A 19917-nucleotide genomic window follows, 5' to 3' on the forward strand; every position below is an offset into this window, starting at 1 on the left:
GGCGGCCGCACGCCGGAAAGGCCGCCCCAGGAGGTGCTCGCAGATGTCCGAGGCGACGAACACGGACCTGTACGAGCTGACCATGGCGCTGTCGTACGTACACGAAGGGATGACCGAGCCCGCGACCTTCAGCCTCTTCGTCCGCGACCTGCCGCCCGAACGCGGCTTCCTCGTGGCCGCCGGACTCGAACCGGCCCTCGACTTCCTCAGCTCCTTCCGTATCGGCCCCGCCGATCTGGACACCTTCGCCAAGGCCATGGGCCGCCCCGCCCGCGATCTGGTGCCGCTGCTCGGCACGACCTTCGATGGCGAGGTACGTGCAGTCCCCGAAGGCACCGTCGTCTTCGCAGGCGAGCCGCTCCTTGAGGTCACCGCGCCGCTGCCCGTCGCACAACTCGTCGAGACGTATCTGCTGAACCTGCTCAGCCACCACACCGCCGTCGCCTCCAAGGCCGCGCGCTGCGTGCTCGCCGCGGCCGGACGACCCGTCATGGACTTCTCGCTGCGCAGGACGCACGGACTCGAAGCCGGCCGCACGGCCGCACGCACGGGCGCCCTCGTGGGCTTCGCCGGTACGAGCAACGTGAACGCTGCCGCCTCCCTCGGCCTCACCGCGATCGGGACGATGGCGCACTCGTACGTGGAGGCGTTCCCCACCGAGGAGAGCGCCTTCCGCGCCTTCTCCCGCTCCCACCCGGGCCGTCCCGTGACGTTCCTCGTGGACACCTACGACACGGACACGGGCGTGCGCACCGCCGCACGCGTGCTCAAGTCCCAAGGGGCGCAAGCCGGTTCGGCGATCCGGCTGGACAGCGGCGACCTGTCCATACAGGCCGTACGCGCACGGCGCATCCTCGACTCGGCCGGACTCACGGACGTACTGATCGTCGCGAGCGGCGGACTCGACGAATACGCCGTGGACCGGCTCGTACACGAGAAGGCACCGATCGACGTCTACGCAGTGGGCACCCGCGTCGGCGTCGCTGCCGACGCACCGTATCTGGACTCGGCGTACAAGCTCGTCGCCTACAACGGCTAAGCCCGTCATGAAGCTCTCCTCCACCAAGACCACCGCCCCCGGCGCGAAACAGATCTTCCGCAGGCCCGGCGCCCCCGACGTGATCGCCCTGCGGCACGAACACCCCACCGCCTCCGGCATACGGCCCCTGCTGCGCCCGGTGATGCGCCACGGCCGCCGCGTCAGCGACCCGCCCGCCCTGCGCGAGGCCCAGGAACGCTTCACCGCGGAACTCGCCCAACTGCCCCCGGAATCCCGCCGCATCACCGGTCCGCTGCCGCAACGGCCCGTCTACTCCGACCAGTTGAAGTCCCTGGCCGATCAGGTCCGGTACCGCATCGAGAGCGAGATCCTCACGGCTGAACGGGTCTGAACGGGCCTGAACGGGTCTGAGGGGGCGGAGGGAGAGCGGAACGGCGGGAGAGGGCGGAACAACAGGAGAGGACAGGAGAGGCCGAACCGGAATCGGAACAGAAACGGAAAGGGAAACGGAAGAAGGAGGAGGCCACCATGCCGAACACACGCGAATGGAACGTACGCATCTTCCTCTACGAGGACGAAGGCACCACCACCGCCCGCGCGGTACTCGAGACCGGCGACACGACACTCACCGGCAGAGGAGTCGCCCGCTGCAATCCCGAGGACGTGGACATCCCCGAGATCGGCGACGAACTCGCCGCGAGCCGCGCCATGGCGGAACTCGGCCGCCAGATGATGCGCGCCGCCGACCGCGACCTACAGGGCGTCGGCGCGGGCCCGTTGCCGCCCAAGGCACGCGCGGCCTTCGGCTGGCCCGACGTGACGGTGTGACAGCGCAGCGGCGCCGCTGGCGCTGTTGTCGCCTGAAGCTCGACGGAGGTGAACTCGCTCGCGGAGGTGGACTCACTCACGGAGCTGAGCCAGCTCGCGGAGGGGAAGTGGCTCACGGAGGGGAGTCGGCTCGCGGAGGTGAACCGGCTCCCGGAGATGAACTCGACGGAGCTGTAAGGGAGTTCGAAGGGTCCGGCCTGCGCCCGGGCAGCCGGCTCTGCGACCTGGCCGGAAGTGAAGGTGCGTCATGACGGAAGCAGACGACCGGGTCGAGGTCGCGTCCGAGCCCCGGCCGGTGGCCGTAGGGGTCGACGGCTCCGCGGAGAGCCTCGCCGCAGTCGAATGGGCGGGAGCGCACGCCGTCTCGCACGACGTACCGCTGTGGATCGTGTGCGCACGACGCAAACCCCTGGGCGCCGCCGACGGCCAAGAACCGTGGCCCCAGGAGCAGTTGCACGCCGCCCACCGGCTGGCCGCCGGTCTCTACCCCTCCCTGAAGATCACCGAGGACGCGGTCTGCGAGTCCCCGGTGAAGGCCCTGATGTCCGTCGCGTCGGAGGCCGGTCTCCTCGTCCTCGGCTCCCGCGGCCTCGGCACCGTCGAGGGCTTCGTCCTGGGCTCGGTGGGACTCTCGGTCATCGCCCACACCCGGCGGCCGGTGGTCGCCGTACGGGGCCGTATGCCCGCGGGCGCCGCCGCCGAGACCGGCCCGGTCGTAGCGGGAATCGACCCCCACGACCGCCATGCCGACGTGCTCGACTTCGCCTTCCGTACGGCCTCCGCCCAGCGGCGGACCCTCCGAGTAGCCCACGCCTGGAGCGTGCGCGCCCTCTACTCCTACCCCTCCGCACTCCCCGAGCCCCGCATGACGGCACAGGCCGGACGGCAGGCGCAACAGGCACTGGAGGAGACCCTCCAGCCCTGGCGCGAACGCTTCCCCGACGTCACCACCGAAATCTGGACCGAGGGCGCAGCCGTCGCCCCCTACCTCCTCCAAGTCGCCTCCGACGCAACGCTCCTGACCATCGGCCGCCGCCCCCGCGGCCACCCTTTCCCCACCCGCATCGGCCCGGTGGCCCACGCCCTCCTCCACCACTCCCCGCGCCCGATCGCGCTGATTCCCCACGCGTGACGTCGAGCCGGGCGGGGACCGGTCCGGCCGGGCCGAGGGCACTGCCTCGAGTGCTGGTTCTGGCACTCGCGGGCTCGCCTCGGACGCTTACCCGTGAGCGAGTCCGCTACCGGATCGGCTAACCTGTCCGAGTCGCCTCCGTAGCTCAGGGGATAGAGCACCGCTCTCCTAAAGCGGGTGTCGCAGGTTCGAATCCTGCCGGGGGCACCAGCGAAAAGGCCCCGGACCGATCTTGGTCCGGGGCCTTGGACATCCAAATCCGACATCAACGGTAGGGGTCGGTCACGACCCTGGACGCCGCTTGAGCAGCCGGTCCATGTGACTGATCGCCTCGCGCTGGGTGTCCTGCACGACGTGTGTGTAGACGTCCATCGTGATGCTGATCTGGGAGTGCCCCAGGATCTCCATCACCCACGCGAGGAGCGACGCCGGCAGCTACGAGGAGCGTCGCGCAGCCGTGCCGAGCGTCATGCAGCCGTACGACGCGGAGGCCCGCATCCTTGGCGACCCGAGTGAAGGACCGATAGACGTTCCGCGGCTCGACCGGCCGCCCATTCCGGGTGGTGAAGACGTACTCGCTCGCCTGCCACTTCTCCCCCGCGGCCTCCTTGGCAGCCGCCTGCCTCATCCGATGCCAGCGGAGCGGAGCGATGCACATCGCGGGCAGCGGCACGACCCTTCGGCGGCGTCCCTTGGGGTCGTCTTGGTAGAGCTGACCTTGCCGACGCTGAGTTTGGTGCCGTATGTACAGGATTCCGTTGTCCAGGTCGACATCGCTCCAGCGGAGTCCGACGATTTCGCCGCGTCGGAGTCCCATGGTCACGGCAAGCACGGAGCGGAGCAACAGCCCTCCACCAGTACACCCCCGGAACAATGGGTTGCATCCTCAGCTATTGAGATGAAGGGGAGGAGCTCTCCTAGGAGTTCGGATCATGGATCACTGTACTTGTGCACGTGGCCGGCGACTAGTCACATCTTGCGCCAGCAACCTTGGCATTTACGCCAGTTGGAGCTAGTTGGTGGTCATCCTCGCACAGTGTGAACTGGTCCTAGGCGATGCCCGCCCGGGCATTGAGAGACCCTGACAACCTCGCCAGCACCACCGAGTGGCCGGGCTGTGCAGCGACCGAAGTGACCGAATGGCAGAGCCTCTGCAGCTGTCACTGACCTCCAGCGCCTGTCAGACCCTCGAAGCCAACTGAAATGACACCCAAAACCGTCTCGCATGGAGCGTGTAGCAGATGACGTGGACGCCGAGGCTCTCTTGATGCTTTAGGAAGGGGTAGGAAGTTTCTTCAGGCACGCATGAATGCGCTGGGCGTCGGCGTCGCGGTGCTGTGTGGAGTACAGCTCGAGTGCTTGCCGCCAGGCGCGGTCGGCTTCTTCCGTGTCGTGGTCGGCGAGAGCGTGCCCGAGGTGGTCGAGGGCGTCTGCCTGGGCGGTGGTGTCGCCGAGGTTGGAGTACAGGGCGATGGCCCGGCGGAAGTGCCTTTCAGCGGTGTGGGTATCGCCGGTGTGGTGGTCGATGTAGCCCAGGCTGAGGAGGGTTCTTGCTTCGCCGCTACGGTCATCGCTCCTGCGGCACTTGGTCAGGGCCCGGGCGCAGTACTGGCGGGCCTGGGCGAAGTGGCCCAGTTTTGCCGTGTACCAGCCGACTTCGTTGAGGGCGTGGGAACCGCTGACCTCGATGCTAAGTGAGTCGTAAATCTGGAGTGCCTGCTGGGCGTGCTCAAGTGCCTTCTGATAGTTGCCTTGTTCTTCCCATGCCTTGGCAATGGCCCGGTGGGTATGTGCCTGGCCCAGTTGGTCGCCATCCCCTTCTGCTCCGGCGAGTCCTTCTTCGAGGTGGGTCAGTGCTTCCTGGTGGCGGCCGAGTTGTGCGCATGCGCGCCCGAGGTGACGGTGTGAGCGGGTGCGGGTGTGGGGGTCATTGAGGTGTTTCGATGCGGATGCGCCGGCCTGCCACGCGATGAGGTTGTCGTGGAGATGGCCTTGCCGAAGCTGGAATGTGGTGAGTGTCCAGGCCAGTTGCCAGACTCTGGCGTGCCATCCCCTTTCGGCGGCCATGTGCAGTACCGCCATTAGGTTGGCGCGTTCGGCGCTGAACCACTCCCATGCCGCCTGGGCATCTGCGAGGTGCTGCGGTTGGCAGCCGTCGGAGTGTTCGCCGAGTTCGATTGCTGTGTGATGGGGTGCGATGAGCACGTCTGCGTCGTGTGCGGTTCGCGCGCAGAACTCGGCCAGACCCTGCAGGGCCCGGTCGCGTTCCTCCTGCGGGTGCTCGGCGCGTGCTCGTTTTGCTGCATAGAGCCGGACAAGGTCGTGCATTCGGTAGCGGCCGACTGCGTGCTGCTGCACCAGCGAGACGCGCACCAGCTGACGCAAGACTCTGCGTACCCCTGTGACTGACTGGCCAGTGAGGCTGGCGGCAGCATGGACACTGAGGTCAGAGCCAGGAGCCAGCCCCACCAATCGGAAGGCGGCGGCTTGCTCGGCTGTGAGGGCCTCGTACGACCACGAGAGCACTGCTTCAATCTGTGTAACCGACGTGCCTGCGTCCAGAACCTGCAGCCGTGTGGAGGCTTCACGCAGTTCGGCAGCAATGTCGGCAAGAGGGGTGAGGGGCTCTAGGCGTGCATGGCTGGCGACGATACTCAGTGCTAGCGGTAGCCCTGCACACCAAGCGACCAGGTCTGTCACGGCAGTGGGTTCAGCGGTCTGGCGTTCCTGGCCCAGATGGTGGCTCAACAGCTTCCGTGCGTCAGGCTCGCTAAGTGTGTCGACAGGGAGCATGTGTGCGCTGTGTGTTGCTGACAGGCTCGCCATCTGATCGCGACTGGTCACCAGCACCGTGCAGGTCGGACTCCCAGGGAGAAGCGGAGCAACCTGATCACTGTCACGGGCGTTGTCCAGCACCACGAGTATCCGCCGCTGCGCTACGAGACTGCGATATAGGGCCAGTTGGGAGCTGAGGTCGGCCGGGATCTCCTTCTGATCCGCGACGAGCGCATCGAGGAAGCCTCGCACTGCCTCGTGTGGGGGCACCGGTTTGTCACTAGGATCGAAGCCTCGAAGATCGATGAAGAGTTGCCCATCCGGGAACTGACTGACGTGCTGGTGGGCCCAGTGCAGTGCAAGCCATGTCTTCCCTATGCCACCGGTGCCGCCAATAGCGGAGATCACCATGGCCGAGCCCTCTTGCACGCTGGCTTCCAGCACATCGCTGAGCGACGCGAGTTCAGCATCGCGTCCGATGAACGTACCCGGCGCCGCGGGCAGTTGCCGAGGAACCTTCGGTGCCGAATGCGCGGCATGAAGGTGCACGTCACCATGAAACTGGCCAGCCTGAACGACGGGACCCTGCACCGTGCCGCTCACCGTGTTGTGGAACTCGGCTGCACCCGCCATGCCATCCAGCGGGCCTTGTGGCAGCTCGCTCATGGGGATGAGTGTCCCACCCGTGGCGAGAACCTCAGCGCCCGGGCGCTTGTACCGAAAGGCCGTCCGCGGTTGGCTGTGAGCCGTTCGTGCGAGGGTGGACATCGGCCACGGAGGTCAGGACGGGGCCAATCTCCAGGTCAGTGGCCGTCCTTTGAGGGCTCGGCAACGCCGTTCGTCCACCTAGAGCGCGGTCGAGTCCCGCTCAGTAACGCTTAGGCTGCCTTCTCGTAGGTCATGGACGCGAGGCGGTTGTAGATGGCGGTGGCCAGGGCGCGAGCGAGGCCGATGGGTACGGCGTTGCCGATCTGCCGGGCGATATCGCTCTTACTGCCGTACCACTGGTACTCGTCGGGGAAGCCCTGGATCAGTGCTGCTTCGTAGTGCGTGATGGGCCGGTGCTCGGTCGGGTGGAGGTAGCGGCCCTTCTCGGGCTTGAAAAACTCGGTCCGGATCGTCACGGAAGGCTGTCCAGCGCGGAGGCGGCCCATCACGTCGTTCGTACCGCTGAGGTGGCTATCCCATGCGGGGGTGCTCAGGTACTCCCCGTCATCGCTGAACTTATCCCTCAGATCGTGTCGATTGCCCCCCTGCGGGATCGCCTTGTAGCGAGCCACTGACAGAGGGGTGGGATTGCGGCCAAAGTGCAGCTCAGGAGTGAAGTACGGCCCTGGCACCTCGCCGTGGTACTCCACCTGCGGCAGCTCGGTCCCCAGGATCGGGACGCGGGACGACTGCTCGAAGACGGTCTCGACCGGAACCCAGCGCAACAGTTGATCCTCCTCGGAGAAGAGGACCATATCGTCAACCGCCATCGGTTCCTTCGTGTGGGTCGGCACGGGGAACGGTGCGGGCTCTCCCAGGTCGCGGTGAGATCCGATGACGATGGTCCGCCTCCTCGCCTGCGGTACCCCATAGTCAGCAGCGTTGAGAATCGCAGCCTCCAGGTGGTACTCGCCGAGGCCGTCAGACCGCACCTGTTCGGCAAGCCTGGCGTAGTCGGGCGATGCGGCGAACCGGTCTACATTCTCCAGAACGAACACCCTCGGACGAACAACGTCGACGACCCGCAGGTAGTGCCGCCACAGTTCGTTCCGGGGATCATCGGCGTATCCCTTGCCCAGGTTTGAGAAGCCCTGGCAGGGAGGGCCGCCAGCTATGACGTCGATGCTCTCTGCGTACGGACGCGGGTCAAAGTCCTCTATGAGCCCCTGGAATACGCTGGCCGACTCATGGTTCGCCGCGTACGTGGCCGCGGCAGCGGGATCATTCTCTACTGCGGCGACGGTACGGAAGCGCGGTCGCTCGGATACAAGGTCATCGGCGAACGAGCTGAACCCTTCGCTGAACCCTCCGCAGCCGGCAAACAGGTCCATGACCGTGAACTCGCCCGCAACTGGGCGCACTTCGTCCTCCGCGAGATCCATGGTGAAGATCCTAGACAGCACCACTGACACCCCCACGCCGACCACCGGCATCCGGGGCGACTGCTGGCACGGGCGGAGGGCGAGTCCCATCGGGTGCTAGACCTACGTGTATGACTCTCCCTGTCCCCCAACCGCAGGTAGCCTTCGAAGATCTCTCGGCCGCTGACCTGGTCGTGGACGCCGTGTACGCCGGCGGTTCTAACGGTCACTCAGGGGATGACCCCATCGCCCGCCTCATCAGCGGCGTGGGGAACCAGGGAGGGTTCCGATACAAGGGCTCACCGGCAAGGCAGACGGTGCGCCTCGCGGTTCTTTACACCACAGGCACGGACATCGACTGGCCGGACTACCTGGACCTGGACACCGGGACATTCACCTACTACGGCGACAACAAGAAGCCCGGCCAGGACCTCCACGGCACATCCCGCGGCGGCAACAGCCTCCTGCGGGACGCCTTCGCTGCCTCACACGGCGCCGAGGAAGACCGCCGCACGAGAGTCCCGCCCTTCTTCCTCTTCGAAAAGGCCACGGCCACCGGGCGAGCAGTCCGCTTCCGCGGCCTACTCGCCCCAGGCGGACCAACCCTCCCGTCCGATGACGAACTAGCCGCGATCTGGCGCACCACCAGGAACGAACGATTCCAGAACTACCGGGCCCGGTTCACCGTCCTCGACCAGGCCCGCATCCCCCGGGCCTGGATTGAACACCTCCTCAAGGGAGGTGACCCCCTTGAGGACGAATGCCCGCCGGCCTGGAAGAACTGGGTCAAGGGCCGTATCTACGCACCCCTCCTGGCCCCGTCCACCACCGTCACCCGCACCAAGCAGGAACAGTTGCCCAACGACCTCGAAGGCAAGGCCATCCTCGAAGCGATCCGGACTCACTTCCACGGCCGTGAGCACGGCTTCGAAGCATGCGCAGTGGCGCTCTGGCGCCTCATAGCACCCCGCACAGGTTGGTGCGACATCACCCGCCCCGGCTGTGACGGAGGACGCGACGCCGTCGGCCAGTACATCCTCGGCCCCGCCGCAGCCACCATCAGCATCGACTTCGCCCTGGAAGCCAAGTGCTACGGCGCTGCCAATTCCGTCGGAGTCAGAGAGGTCTCCCGTCTCATCTCCCGCATCAGGCACCGCAACTTCGGCGTCCTGGTCACCACCTCGTACTTCCACAAGCAGGTGCAGGAGGAAGTCCACGAGGACGGCCACCCCATCGTGCTTGTATGCGGGAAGGACATAGTCGACGCTCTTCGACAGCACGGACACTCCACCGCCGATGCAGTCCAGGAATGGCTTGCACAGAGCTTTTCGAGTCCTAGCCATACGTAAGGGCAGGCACGCAGAGAGCTTCGGCAATCACAAGACCGAGCTGCGCAGTAGTCCGTGCTTCCTACAGCAGCGGGTGCACTCGTTGCTCATCCTGTGGCAGTGGTGACCACAGGCAATTGGCACCATCCTGGTTCGCCGGTCGTGCGGACCTATCGATCGCGCAGCAAGACTGGTCACGTCCGCACCTGTCGAGCGATGTCCGCGGCCACGTTCGTACCTCCCGGCCTAGCTCGCACACGTAGCCATCAGCACAGTGAGTCTGACAACTCGGCTAGCGTGGAAGTGATGACGCCCAGCACTAGCCCTGAGGAGTCGACACCTCCGACTCCGGGCCGTTCACGCAATATGGCTGCGATCAAGCGGCGGGACACAAAGCCTGAGCGCACCATCCGGTCCATGCTCCACGCTGCTGGAAAGCGGTACCGCGTGGACTTCCGTCTTCAGCTGGACGGTGCACGCCCGCGGCCAGACATCTTGTTCACACGGGCACGGGTCGCCATCTTTGTGGACGGCTGCTTCTGGCACTGCTGTCCGGAGCACGGTCGGCAACCTGGAGTCAACGGCGGGTACTGGGGACCAAAGCTAGAGCGCAACGTTGCACGCGACAGAGCCGCCGACGAAGCTCTGACAGCTGCTGGCTGGACAGTCGTCCGCGTGTGGGAACACGAGGCTCCAGAGCAGGCCGTGGAGCGCATACTCGCGATTCTCGACACCGCCCTGTCCGACTGATCAGAGCTCGTCCTGGCTAGGCGTACCCCGATACCTCGGTGCCCCGTGTCACCCTGACGGAAGCTACCCAGAGCAAGCGACAGGGGCGCCCCAGGGGGTGGGCATCCTGTTCGGCAGGTTGCCGCTGAGACGATACTTAGGGGTTACACAGGGATGCCCAGGGGATCTACGTGCAAGTCACTCTCGTAGCAGGCCAGCGAGCGACTGTAGAACTTGCAGCCCACGCGCCAGACGAGCGATGTCCGAGGCGTGTGAGAAGGTGCTGACTTGCGGAGGTAGCCCTGCCGTCGGCAGCGCTGGCAGCGACGCTGACGCTCCTCAGCGACACGAGGACATCACTGGGTAAGGAAGGCGACAGAACCTGATGGGCGGAAACACCCCTAAGCTGACCTCCATCGAGATCTGCGCGGGAGCAGGCGGGCAAGCCGTCGGACTGCATGCCGCCAATTTCCGCCACCTTGCCCTGGTCGAGATCGACAAGCATGCTGTGCAAACCTTGAGAGCAAACATCAAGAATAAGCACACAAAGGGCTGGAAGTGGGAGCGCGCTAACTGCAAGATCTTCGATAAGGACGTTAAGGATTTTCAGCCTTTCAAGATCCTCCCCGAGTTGGAGAAGGGAAAACTTGACCTGTTGGCCGGGGGTGTCCCTTGTCCGCCATTTTCCATTGCAGGCAAGCAGCTGGGGCAGGACGATGAGCGCGACCTCTTCCCTAAGTTCCTCGACCTCGTCCGGGAACTAGAGCCCAGGGCTGTGATGATCGAAAACGTGCGGGGCCTAAAGGAGCCTGCAGACCGTTTCCGCACGTATCGAAAGGGAATTATCAAGCAGCTTCGCGAGGCTGGCTACGTTGTCTGCGGGTGGGAAATTCTCGAAGCCGCCGACTTCGGCGTCCCGCAACTGCGCCCGCGCGCCATCCTCGTAGCAATTCGCAAGGACTGTCATCGAGGATTCACCTGGCCGAAGGGTGGTGACTTCCGGACGAAAACTGTTTTTCAAGCCCTCGATGACACGATGAGGCGCCGTTGCGGGATCGGAAGGTACGAGGCCCCCGAACTCAAGACAACCGAACAGTGCAACTTGGCAGAAAAGGCGTACGTCCAATGGCAACGCAAAGCCAGGAATGCTCCAGTCGGGATCGCCCCGACCCTCGTGGGTGGTTCCAAAATCCACGGGGGAGCAGATCTTGGCCCCACGCGGGCTAAGAAGGCATGGGAAGCGTTCGGTGTCAATGGGCTCGGCGTAGCCAACGAGAAGAGAGATCGCAACTTCGAGAAGGACCTGGACCGCGATCTACTCGACCTCAACAAGGGCATCATGCTATCCGTTGCCCAGGCAGCACTCATCCAAGGATTTCCCAAGTACTGGGTGTTTGAGGGGGCCAAGACGGCTCGCTATCGACAGGTAGGGAACGCCTTTCCACCCCCAGTCGCGGAAGCAGTCGGCCGTGCCATTGCGGAGGCACTCGGGCGTACCGGTGAGCTCACTCAGGGACCAATCCTTGACGACGACAAGTACGAGGACGTCCCCACACAACAGCCACTACCGCTCGGTGTAGATGACAGCGTCCGCATCAACGGCGAAGCAGCAGCTCACAGGCTTGCCGTACTCAAACAGACCAGGGAAACCATGGTCGTGGCTGGCCCCGAATCGGCTACGGCCCGGTACTCTTCGCTCGCGGCGACCAGCGATAGGTGACTCGGCGCATCTTCCACATCAATCTCGCCCTCAGACCGCAGACGAATGGACCGGAAACAGGCTCGCCCATCTTCCGGTCGGCCCCCACCCTTGATGCAATTCCCTACCGCTCCGGGAGCACAGGTGCATCCACCCGCGGGTCGACGTCCCTTGCTACGACCCACTTGCGGCCTTCCAACTCCACCCACGGAACGCCAGCATGCGATGATGTCCACGGTGCCAGGCGAACACTGACGGACTCACCGGCACCGGGTACCGGCAGTCCCAGAGCCCTGGCAACGGCCTGATGATTTCCGTACTGGCCGAGAATCACTATCCCTTCTGGCCGGAGCGCGGAGCGGGAACCGCCATTGTAGCGCACCCGCTTCATGTAATCGTCCTGTTGTGCCACGGTAGCCACCACACCGCGGGAAACTACACGTCCCTGCGCTCTACGAAACAATTCATGCACTCGCTGGGTTCCGTATCTGGGAGCGAAAATCGCGTCAATGTCGTGCTGCGAGAGACGCAGAAGGATGTTCTCCGGTAGCGGTGCGTCCTTGAAAAGCCACCGGATTGCCGTCTCGCGGGCAGCTGCGGTCAGGGACCGCTTGCCATCACGGTTGCCTTCCTTCTTGGTCAGCACTTCCTCAGTGACCCTGAAGAGTCCTGCCGACCAGATGCCTGCCTTGTCGCTCGCCCAAACCCCCAGGCAGAGGTAACCCATCGCCTCCGGTGGAATCATCCATCTTCCGATTTCCATGGAGTACTTGCAATCAACATCGATACTCTCGATGGAGTAGTCCATCCGCTTGCCATCAGAAAAGCCGAAAGCACGTTGGAGGTTGATCTCCACAAGGGTGCCGGCGTGGGTCTTCTCTGTCTTGTGTAACTGCTCCCAGCGGAACCGGCCAGTGTGCTGACCGTCAAGGAGCATGTCGAAGGTACGGCGAAGTGCGGCGCCAAACTGCTCGCCGTGCGGGTCGGCAGCCATGATTGCGGCCCTGACCGTCTCAAGTTGGGGGTCAAGGGACGTGTCTGACACGACGGGAAACAACGGCGGCTGGGATGCCGGCATGGTTGGAAGTCCCTTTCTGGCGGGGGTCAACAGATGTGCGCCAGTAGGGTAGCGACGTCGGCATGCGCGTTTCACCGCTCGACTCGGCAGCACCGGCGGGGACGCTACATGGGGCCGTTGACAGTGAGTCAGGTGGCGTGGCTTGGGAGGCGGGGCACGGGGACGCCGCTCGCCTTACGGACCCCCATCACTGACATCAACGTCGAGGGCCACGGGCACCCGTGAGCGATCCCCGACCCCGCCACCCTGTGGCGCGTTCGAACGGTGAAGCCTGCCGATCGAACTCCTAAAGCGGGTGTCGCAGGTTCGAATCCTGCGGAGGCTATTACGAGAAGGGCCAGCCCAGGGGGGTGTCGGCCGGAGCTGGCTCTTCTGCTTGGTGAAGTGCGTGGCACGCCCTGTGCCGAAGGGGTTGGCTTTGGTCCTAGCCCAGTCATCACGGAGTGGCTCGGACGGAGCCGACCACCTTGCGGGCAGAGGAAGACGCAGCCGTCACAACCTCCTCCAGCGAAGCGGTCGAGGTGCCGCTCGACGTCCGCGAGCAGCTCGGTAGAAGAGGGCTCTGGCTGCATCTTCATCTGGGAGCGTCGAACCATGAGCACGCCTTTCGCAGTGTTGATGTATTTACCCCTGAGCGAAATGAGTTGGCCGAAGTGCAGTGACGTGTACGCCGTATGCTGAGAATCGGCAGCAAGTGCAGCGGACCCCCAAGTTGCGCCGATCGCGCGAACGAGCACCGAGTTCCGAGTCGGCTCCCGCCAAGCGCTACGCTCTGGCACACCACCTGACGACTGACATTTAGAGTCCCATGGCCAACTCAGAGAGCGACGCCGAAGACTGGGCCTCCCGGAGGGATCGTGGGCTTCGCCGGACGCCCGCCGACGGAACCTTCAGGCGTTCCGCAGCCGGGACACGAAGCCCGAGCAGCAGATCCGCCGACTCACGCCAACTCCCCGTCGAACGGGTCGCGTTAAAGGTGCCCCGCACCTGACCAGGTCAGGTCGCGTTGGCGGAAATCACAGCAAGGTCGGGCGGCGTTCGCGGTGTTCACACCTGATGGCCCTTCTGCCCGGTGAGAGGGATTGGCCGACTGCCGGGTCCGCGATGGGTGAGGAGTTCGGTGATCGGGCAGCCGGTGGCTTCCTGGGCGCGAAGTTCTCCATAGCCGAAGTGGAGGGCCGATCCCCCCGGTTCGGCGGGAGCCAAGGCACTGGGGCATTACCGGCTCGGATAGCAGTCGCCCGCGTGGCCGCACAGCGCCGTGTTCCAGACTCTCTGCGCGGGCCTTCGCGTCCTTCCTGTACGGCCAGGTGAGCGTGCACGTCAGCATGCCGTCAGCGTTGTGCAGCGGGCGAGGCACCACGGTCTGCGCCCCTTCCGAGAGAGTCGCCGTGAGGGGGAGTCCTCGCTTGTTCTCCTGCCGGACGAACCTGACGGCCGTCATGTTCCGTCAGTGCACGGTCAGTTGGTGAAGGTCATCCGAACGGGAGAGTCCGGCAGGACCCGCCCGCAGCGACCGCACTTGGCGGAGCGGCAGCGAGACCCGCACAGCAGCGTGATCACGAACGCGTAGACCGAAGCGATCGCCAGGACACATAGTTGGGCGCGACGAGGAGCAGGAGGATGTCGATCGCCAGCGCGCACACGAGCGGCCGTCGCATGCGGCGGCGGAACGCCTCTGGGCCCGGCTCCTCCACCGCGGACCCGTCGGGGGTTCGTCCCGTCCGCCCGAAGTCCTTTGAGCCGCACGGGTGGTGACCACCGGGCCCGGGTGCGGGCCGGCTCCGGTCGGTGATTGGCCCCCGCTGGGGATCTCGCCGCGGATCCGCTGCAGGTCCCGCGCCGGGCGCCGCGTCCGCGGGGGCGATGCGCGGGTCGGGGACGGCCGTCTCGCGGCAGTCCCCGAGGCGGGTGGCCAGCAACGGCTCCATCGGAATCCCCGGCTGCCTCACACTCACGCTCTACGCCGTGCGCTGCTCACCGTACTGACGTCGTCCTCCGACGACGCGTCGCTTCCGCTGACGGCTTCCGTCGAGGGTTCGTGCAAGGGGCGCGGCGGCAAGATCACGGTGCGGTCCACACGTTCGTCTGTGCAGCCGGAAGGGAGTTTTGAGCGAGAGTGGTCGCAGGACCTCGTGCTCGTTGGAGGCGGCTCAACCGGCCCGGCTCAGGCGGACGATACTCGGGACCGAATCCGCTGTCGTATTGTCTCAGTCTCTCAAGTCCCGGTCGCAGCAACGAAGTTGGTCCATCGGGACGCCTACGCTCGGTCGGCCCGGCCCCTATGGTGGTCCGGCCGCGGCGAAACCAGACATAACTGCGGGGCGATCCGTCAGTGGTCAGGACCGCGGCAGGATCGCTGCTGCTCCGCGCCAGGCGTCGTCCAGCAGACCTCGGTGGATGTGGACGCGACGACAAACAGACCAACCTCGGGAAGTAGCAGAAGTATGCGGATCCTCGCGCAACCGGCTCGACGCTCGGACAAGACCGTCGCAAGGCACTACCAGGCCACCATCGCCAGGCCTGTCGCCTTCGAGCAGCACGCAGATCTGCTGGATCAGGAGACTCTGGAGGCCTTGCGACGGCTCTTCCCCGGCGGCACTGCACAGATGTGGGGCGTGATGCCCGGTAAGGGCCAGCGAAATCTGCCTCACATCCGCAAGATGATCCCGGGTTCGTGGGTCTTCTTTAGCGGGGACAAACGCTTGTATCTCGGTGGCACGGTGGCACTGACCTGGCGGAACCCGGAACTGGCCGCACGTCTGTGGAGCAGGGATCCCGATACGGGCGACACCTGGGAGTACATGTACGCACTCTCAGGAACCCGGGAGTTCGACATCCCCATCGAGGAGATACGTGATCTGCTCGACTGGAACCCGAACCGCAACATCATGGGTTTTCAGGCCTTTACCGAGACGGAAGCCGACCTGTTGCAGCGTCGCTACTCATTGGAGGCCCTCGTGTCGACATCGGCGGAGTCCGTTCCGGGAAAACCCGTCGACGCGACGCAGTCTCTTCCCGAACTGAACAGCGACGCCGCCAGCGCCGAAGACCTCCTCAGCAACGAGGGAGACGTGGATATGCTGGCCAAGCTGGCTGTCGCGAGATCCACCGCTCCGCCACTGGCCATTGCTCTGCTCGGCGAATGGGGCGCCGGAAAGTCCAGCTTCATCAGCCAGATGAGTCGCAGAGTGTACGAATTGACTCATGAAAATCCCGGTAACCCCAACCGCCCCAGTGCGTTCACGTCGAAGGTTTGCCAAGTGCACTTCAACGCCTGGCACTACAGCGACGAACACGTGTGGTCGGGCCTGGCAGACCACCTGTTCCAGAAGCTGGCTTCCACGCTTCCTGAGGAATCGCCGCCAGCACAGACGGCAGAGGAGCAGCAGCAGAAAGAAGCGCGACTGAATCGCCTGACGAGGGATCAAGAGTTTCTCGAGGAACAGCTTGACCGATCTTCCTGGGAGCGTCCCACCGGCTTCCTGTCGAACCTTGGACCCATCGTCGAGGCCCCTAGGCTCCTTTTTACCTCCGTACGACTTCTGCTTCGGGACATACGCCGCAGTTTGGTGCCTATATCGGTCTGGCTTCTCTCAGTCGTTGCGATTGCCCTCGCCCTCGCCTTGAAGACCCCGGTGTCATCCTGGTTGGCCGTGAGTATCGGTGCTATCGGGGTTTTCGCAGCCCCGTTCCTCCTCGTTTGGCGTGCGCTGCGAGCCGCGCACGTGGAAGGAAAAAAGCGTGGCTGGTCGGCTCCGTAATCTCCTGGAGGAACGTCGCCGCACCGGGCAGGAGGAGATCAATGCCCACTACGGCGAGTTGGCCGAGATGGACGCGGTCAAGCAACTCGAGGATTTTATCAAGCAACGCAGCTCACCGGAGACCTACCAGTCGTACCGAGGACTCATAGGACAGGTGCACACCGATCTGCGTGAGCTCGAACAGAAACTCCAGAACGCTCACGCACAGCGGATGCATACGCGGTCAGGCCAGTCGCACCACCCAGAGCGGGTCATTCTGTACATCGATGATCTCGACCGGTGTCCGCCGCCACGAGTCGTGGAGGTCTTGGCCGCCGTCCACCTGATGCTTGCTCTGCCGTTGTTCGTCGTGGTCGTGGCGGTCGACCCCCGCTGGCTGCTCAGGTCCGTCGAACATCACTATCGGGAGCTGTTCATGAACTCTATGGGTACCCCCGGCTTCACGGATGCAGAGAACGTCGCCACGCCTCTCGACTACCTGGACAAGATCTTTCAGATCCCGTTCGTCGTTCCGCCGACCACGCCGGAGAAGACCGCACGGCTCATCAACTCTTTGCTGGAAGCTCTTGAGACCGCTGACAGTCCCGACGCCGAGGACGAGTCGGACGGGCCGACCGCCCGACCCGACACCGACGCCGCTGTCGACTCAGCCAGGGAAACGACTGAAAGGGGCGACGAGGCTCCCGGAACGTACGAGGCGCCAGAAGCACCCGGAGGGGGCTCCGTTCAGCTGCAACTCGAAGAAGCGGAAAGAGATTTCTTGGCCAGGGTGGGCAGCCTGACCACTACGCCCCGAGCGACCAAGAAACTGGTGAACCTCTATCGACTCGTCCGCATCTCGGTCAGTCCTGAAGATCTCCCGGCCTTCGTCGGTACCCGTGAGACACCGGGAGAACATCAGGTCGTCCAGATCCTCTTGGCCGTCCTGGTCGGCACCCCACGGCAATCCAAGACCATCTTCCAGGCCGTCCAAGAGGCCTCGCCGAACACCAAGATCACGGATGTGCTGCGCGGAACCTCAGCTGGTTCCGGAGCGGGAGAGCGCGTGGCGGCTCTGATCGACGAGATCAACGAGAGCACCCCAGTAACCATGGACAGCTCCCTCTACCAAAAGTGGTGCCTCAGGCTGGCACGTTTCTCTTTCTATACGCGCCACCTCATCCGATGACCGGGCGCAGCACTCAAGTCCCCGTCCGGCTTGCGTACTTGTCAGCGCGTGTACCTCAGTGCCCGCCGCACCCGACCGCCAGAACGCGGCGAGTTCACGGTGCGGTCCGCCGCACCCGCCGTTAGGCTTCGGCAGCCTGGTTGGCGGCGGGGCGGAGGCGAGCCCCGGCCCCCTCACTCACGCCCTCCCCGCCACCATGAACACCGTCATCCCCAGCCCCAGGACGCACACGACCACCGCGATCACCGCCAACGGCTTGGCGCGGCGGTGGCCCGTGCAGGCGCCTATGGCCAGGACCAGGCCGCCCACCGCCGGGGGGAAGGCCACGAATTGGCGCCAGCGGTCGAGGTTGAAGGGGAGGAGGGGGAAGGTGCAGGCGAGGAGGCCGAGGATGAGGGCTGCTATGGCCAGGCCGGGGCCCAGGGGTGGGTGGCTGCCGGGCTGGGGTGGTTGAGGGGGTGGGGGTGGGCCGTAGGACATGGGGCCTCGCTGTCGCCGTTGCTCGGTGGTGGTACGCCGGTCGTGGCCGCGCGTGGCGTGCCTCGTGCCGGAGTCGGGATGAAGACCGTTGTCACAGTGCCACAGGCGGGTCGCTCACCAGCAGGAGTTGCGTGGAAATCCTTGCGCGAAGCCTGCGGGGAGGGTCACTTGAGGGGCCGCCCGGCTACGTCGGGCGCGACGGGCGTGGGCGGTGCGCGGCCGGTAGGGTTCGTGGGGGCTGAGGGCGTGCGGGCAGTGCACGTGGGGCGGCTCCTGACCAGGCCGTTGGGGAAGGCGCGTTGATGAAGGGCAAGCTGTTCGCCGTCAGTGATCTTCACGTCGCCTATGAGGAGAATCGGGCGATCACCGACGAGTTGGTTCCCGAGTCCGGGGACGACTGGCTGATCGTGGCGGGCGACGTGGCCGAGCGTTACGAGGACGTCGAGTGGGCGCTGCGGCTGCTGAGCGGGCGTTTCGCCAAGGTGGTCTGGACGCCCGGAAACCACGAACTGTGGACGCATCCAAGGGACTTGTGCGATCTGCGGGGCGAGGAGCGCTACGCGCGGCTGGTGGAGATGTGCCGCGGCCTTGGCGTCGTGACGCCGGAGGACCCCTATCCGGTGTGGCGGGGTGAGGGCGGGCCGGTGACTGTTGTGCCGCTGTTCGTGCTCTACGACTACTCCTTCCGCGTGCCGGGCGCCGACAGCAAGGAGGAGTCGCTGAGGCGGGCCCATGAGGCGGGCGTCGTGTGCACGGACGAGTATCTGCTGCACCCCGATCCTCATGAAGGGCGGGACGACTGGTGCAGGGAGCGTGTGGCCAGGACCGAGGAGCGGCTTACTGCCCTCGCGCCGGGCGAACGCACCGTTCTCGTCAATCACTTCCCGCTGGTGCGGGCGCCGACGCGGGTGCTGCGCTACCCGGACTTCGCCCAGTGGTGCGGCACGGAGTTGACGGCCGACTGGCATACGCGGTTCAACGCCGTCACCGTCGTCTACGGGCATCTGCACATTCCGAGGGTCACCTGGTACGACGGGGTGCGCTTCGAGGAGGTCTCCGTCGGATATCCGCGCGAGTGGCGGGGGCGTGAGCCGCGCAGACGGCTGCGTCAGATCCTTCCCCTGCCCCCGACGGACTCGGAGTCCTGCGGGAGCCCGCGCGTCCATGGGAACTCCCGGTGATCGGGGGGCTGTTGCCGGCGCAGGTGCGCACCGAGGAGCGATTCGGGAACGGTGACGGGAGCGCGTTCGGCGGTCTCTTTCCCGAGGAGGCGGCGGTCGTGGCGAAGGCGGTGGTCAAACGGCAGCGGGAGTTCGCGGACGTACGGGCGTGTGCGAGGGGCGCGCTCGCGCGGCTGGGGGTGCCGCCCGTGCCGCTGGTGCCCGGGCACCGCGGTGCTCCACGGTGGCCGGAGGGTGTCGTGGGCAGCATGACGCACTGCGACGGTTACCGGGCGGCAGCGGTGGCCCGTGCGGCCGAGGCGGCCGGTGTCGGCATCGACGCGGAACCCGACGGGCCACTGCCGGAGGGCGTGTTGGAGGTCGTGTCGCTGCCCGGGGAGCGCGAGCATCTGCGTGCGCTGGCGGACGTACGTCCCGAAGTGTGCTGGGAGCGGCTGCTGTTCAGCGCGAAGGAGAGCGTCTTCAAGGTCTGGTATCCGCTGACCTCTCGTGAACTCGACTTCTCCGAGGCCGAGGTCGTCATCGATGCGGCGGCCGGTACGTTCTCCGCGCGGCTTCTGGTCGAGGGGCCCGTGGTGGGCGGGGAGCGGCTGCGGGGCCTGACGGGGCGCTGGGCGGCGGAGCGGGGGCTGCTCGTCACCGCTGTGTTTCTCGGTCATGGCTCGCAGGCTCGTACGCCCCTGTGA

General features: G+C 65.4%; 13 protein-coding genes, 1 tRNA gene and 2 pseudogenes. 11 read left to right on the forward strand and 5 right to left on the reverse strand.

Annotated features, from left to right (window positions below; translation table 11 throughout):
* Positions 1-43: 43 nt before the first annotated feature.
* From MMA15_RS10490 to MMA15_RS10505, 4 genes and pseudogenes are all read left to right on the forward strand, one after another.
* Positions 44-1391 (forward strand): annotated as a pseudogene (locus MMA15_RS10490) (nicotinate phosphoribosyltransferase).
* A 137-nt stretch (positions 1392-1528) separates the two neighbouring features.
* Entirely contained in the window at positions 1529-1828 is a 300-nt protein-coding gene (locus tag MMA15_RS10495) for a DUF1876 domain-containing protein (protein WP_241058840.1), read from the forward strand.
* 247 nt (positions 1829-2075) lie between these two features.
* On the forward strand, positions 2076-2960 hold the full coding sequence (locus MMA15_RS10500; RefSeq protein ID WP_241058841.1) for a universal stress protein: 885 nt from the start codon (positions 2076-2078) through the stop codon (positions 2958-2960).
* Between the two features lie 134 nt (positions 2961-3094).
* Positions 3095-3170, forward strand: a tRNA-Arg gene (locus MMA15_RS10505).
* 72 nt (positions 3171-3242) lie between these two features.
* Here MMA15_RS10505 and MMA15_RS10510 read toward each other — a convergent pair.
* From MMA15_RS10510 to MMA15_RS10520, 3 genes and pseudogenes are all read right to left on the reverse strand, one after another.
* Positions 3243-3792, reverse strand: a pseudogene (locus MMA15_RS10510) (tyrosine-type recombinase/integrase); the annotation flags it as partial.
* 440 nt (positions 3793-4232) lie between these two features.
* Complete coding sequence (locus MMA15_RS10515; RefSeq protein ID WP_241058842.1) at positions 4233-6401, reverse strand: ATP-binding protein; 2169 nt, start codon at positions 6399-6401, stop codon at positions 4233-4235.
* Positions 6402-6613: 212 nt separating this feature from the next.
* A complete protein-coding gene (locus MMA15_RS10520; RefSeq protein WP_241058843.1) occupies positions 6614-7825 on the reverse strand; it encodes a DNA cytosine methyltransferase in 1212 nt (403 codons plus the stop codon).
* A gap of 110 nt (positions 7826-7935) precedes the next feature.
* Here MMA15_RS10520 and MMA15_RS10525 point away from each other — a divergent pair, with 110 nt between their 5' ends.
* From MMA15_RS10525 to MMA15_RS10535, 3 genes are all read left to right on the forward strand, one after another.
* Entirely contained in the window at positions 7936-9153 is a 1218-nt protein-coding gene (locus MMA15_RS10525) for a restriction endonuclease (protein WP_241058844.1), read from the forward strand.
* 285 nt (positions 9154-9438) lie between these two features.
* Positions 9439-9882, forward strand: coding sequence for a very short patch repair endonuclease (locus tag MMA15_RS10530; protein WP_277400133.1), 444 nt, complete (start codon positions 9439-9441; stop codon positions 9880-9882).
* A gap of 364 nt (positions 9883-10246) precedes the next feature.
* Positions 10247-11581: a DNA cytosine methyltransferase gene (locus MMA15_RS10535; protein ID WP_241058845.1), complete on the forward strand. Its 1335-nt coding sequence runs from the start codon at positions 10247-10249 to the stop codon at positions 11579-11581.
* Between the two features lie 103 nt (positions 11582-11684).
* Here MMA15_RS10535 and MMA15_RS10540 read toward each other — a convergent pair whose 3' ends face one another.
* Entirely contained in the window at positions 11685-12638 is a 954-nt protein-coding gene (locus tag MMA15_RS10540) for a NaeI family type II restriction endonuclease (protein WP_241058846.1), read from the reverse strand.
* 2447 nt (positions 12639-15085) lie between these two features.
* Here MMA15_RS10540 and MMA15_RS10545 point away from each other — a divergent pair.
* On the forward strand, positions 15086-16402 hold the full coding sequence (locus MMA15_RS10545; protein ID WP_241058847.1) for a P-loop NTPase fold protein: 1317 nt from the start codon (positions 15086-15088) through the stop codon (positions 16400-16402).
* Positions 16383-17570, forward strand: coding sequence for a P-loop NTPase fold protein (locus MMA15_RS10550; RefSeq protein WP_241058848.1), 1188 nt, complete (start codon positions 16383-16385; stop codon positions 17568-17570). The genes MMA15_RS10545 and MMA15_RS10550 overlap by 20 nt, the downstream gene beginning before the upstream one ends.
* A 177-nt stretch (positions 17571-17747) precedes the next feature.
* Here the strand turns inward: MMA15_RS10550 and MMA15_RS27860 are convergent, their stop codons facing one another.
* Positions 17748-18050, reverse strand: a complete 303-nt coding sequence (locus MMA15_RS27860) for a hypothetical protein (RefSeq protein ID WP_277400134.1) — start codon at positions 18048-18050, stop codon at positions 17748-17750.
* A 302-nt stretch (positions 18051-18352) separates the two neighbouring features.
* Here MMA15_RS27860 and MMA15_RS10560 point away from each other — a divergent pair, with 302 nt between their 5' ends.
* Together MMA15_RS10560 and MMA15_RS10565 are read left to right on the forward strand one after the other, a co-directional pair.
* Positions 18353-19231: a metallophosphoesterase family protein gene (locus tag MMA15_RS10560; RefSeq protein ID WP_241058849.1), complete on the forward strand. Its 879-nt coding sequence runs from the start codon at positions 18353-18355 to the stop codon at positions 19229-19231.
* Entirely contained in the window at positions 19228-19917 is a 690-nt protein-coding gene (locus MMA15_RS10565) for a 4'-phosphopantetheinyl transferase family protein (RefSeq protein WP_241058850.1), read from the forward strand. Before MMA15_RS10560 ends, MMA15_RS10565 begins: the two co-directional genes overlap by 4 nt.

Source organism: Streptomyces marispadix, from assembly GCF_022524345.1.
Classification (GTDB): domain Bacteria; phylum Actinomycetota; class Actinomycetes; order Streptomycetales; family Streptomycetaceae; genus Streptomyces; species Streptomyces marispadix.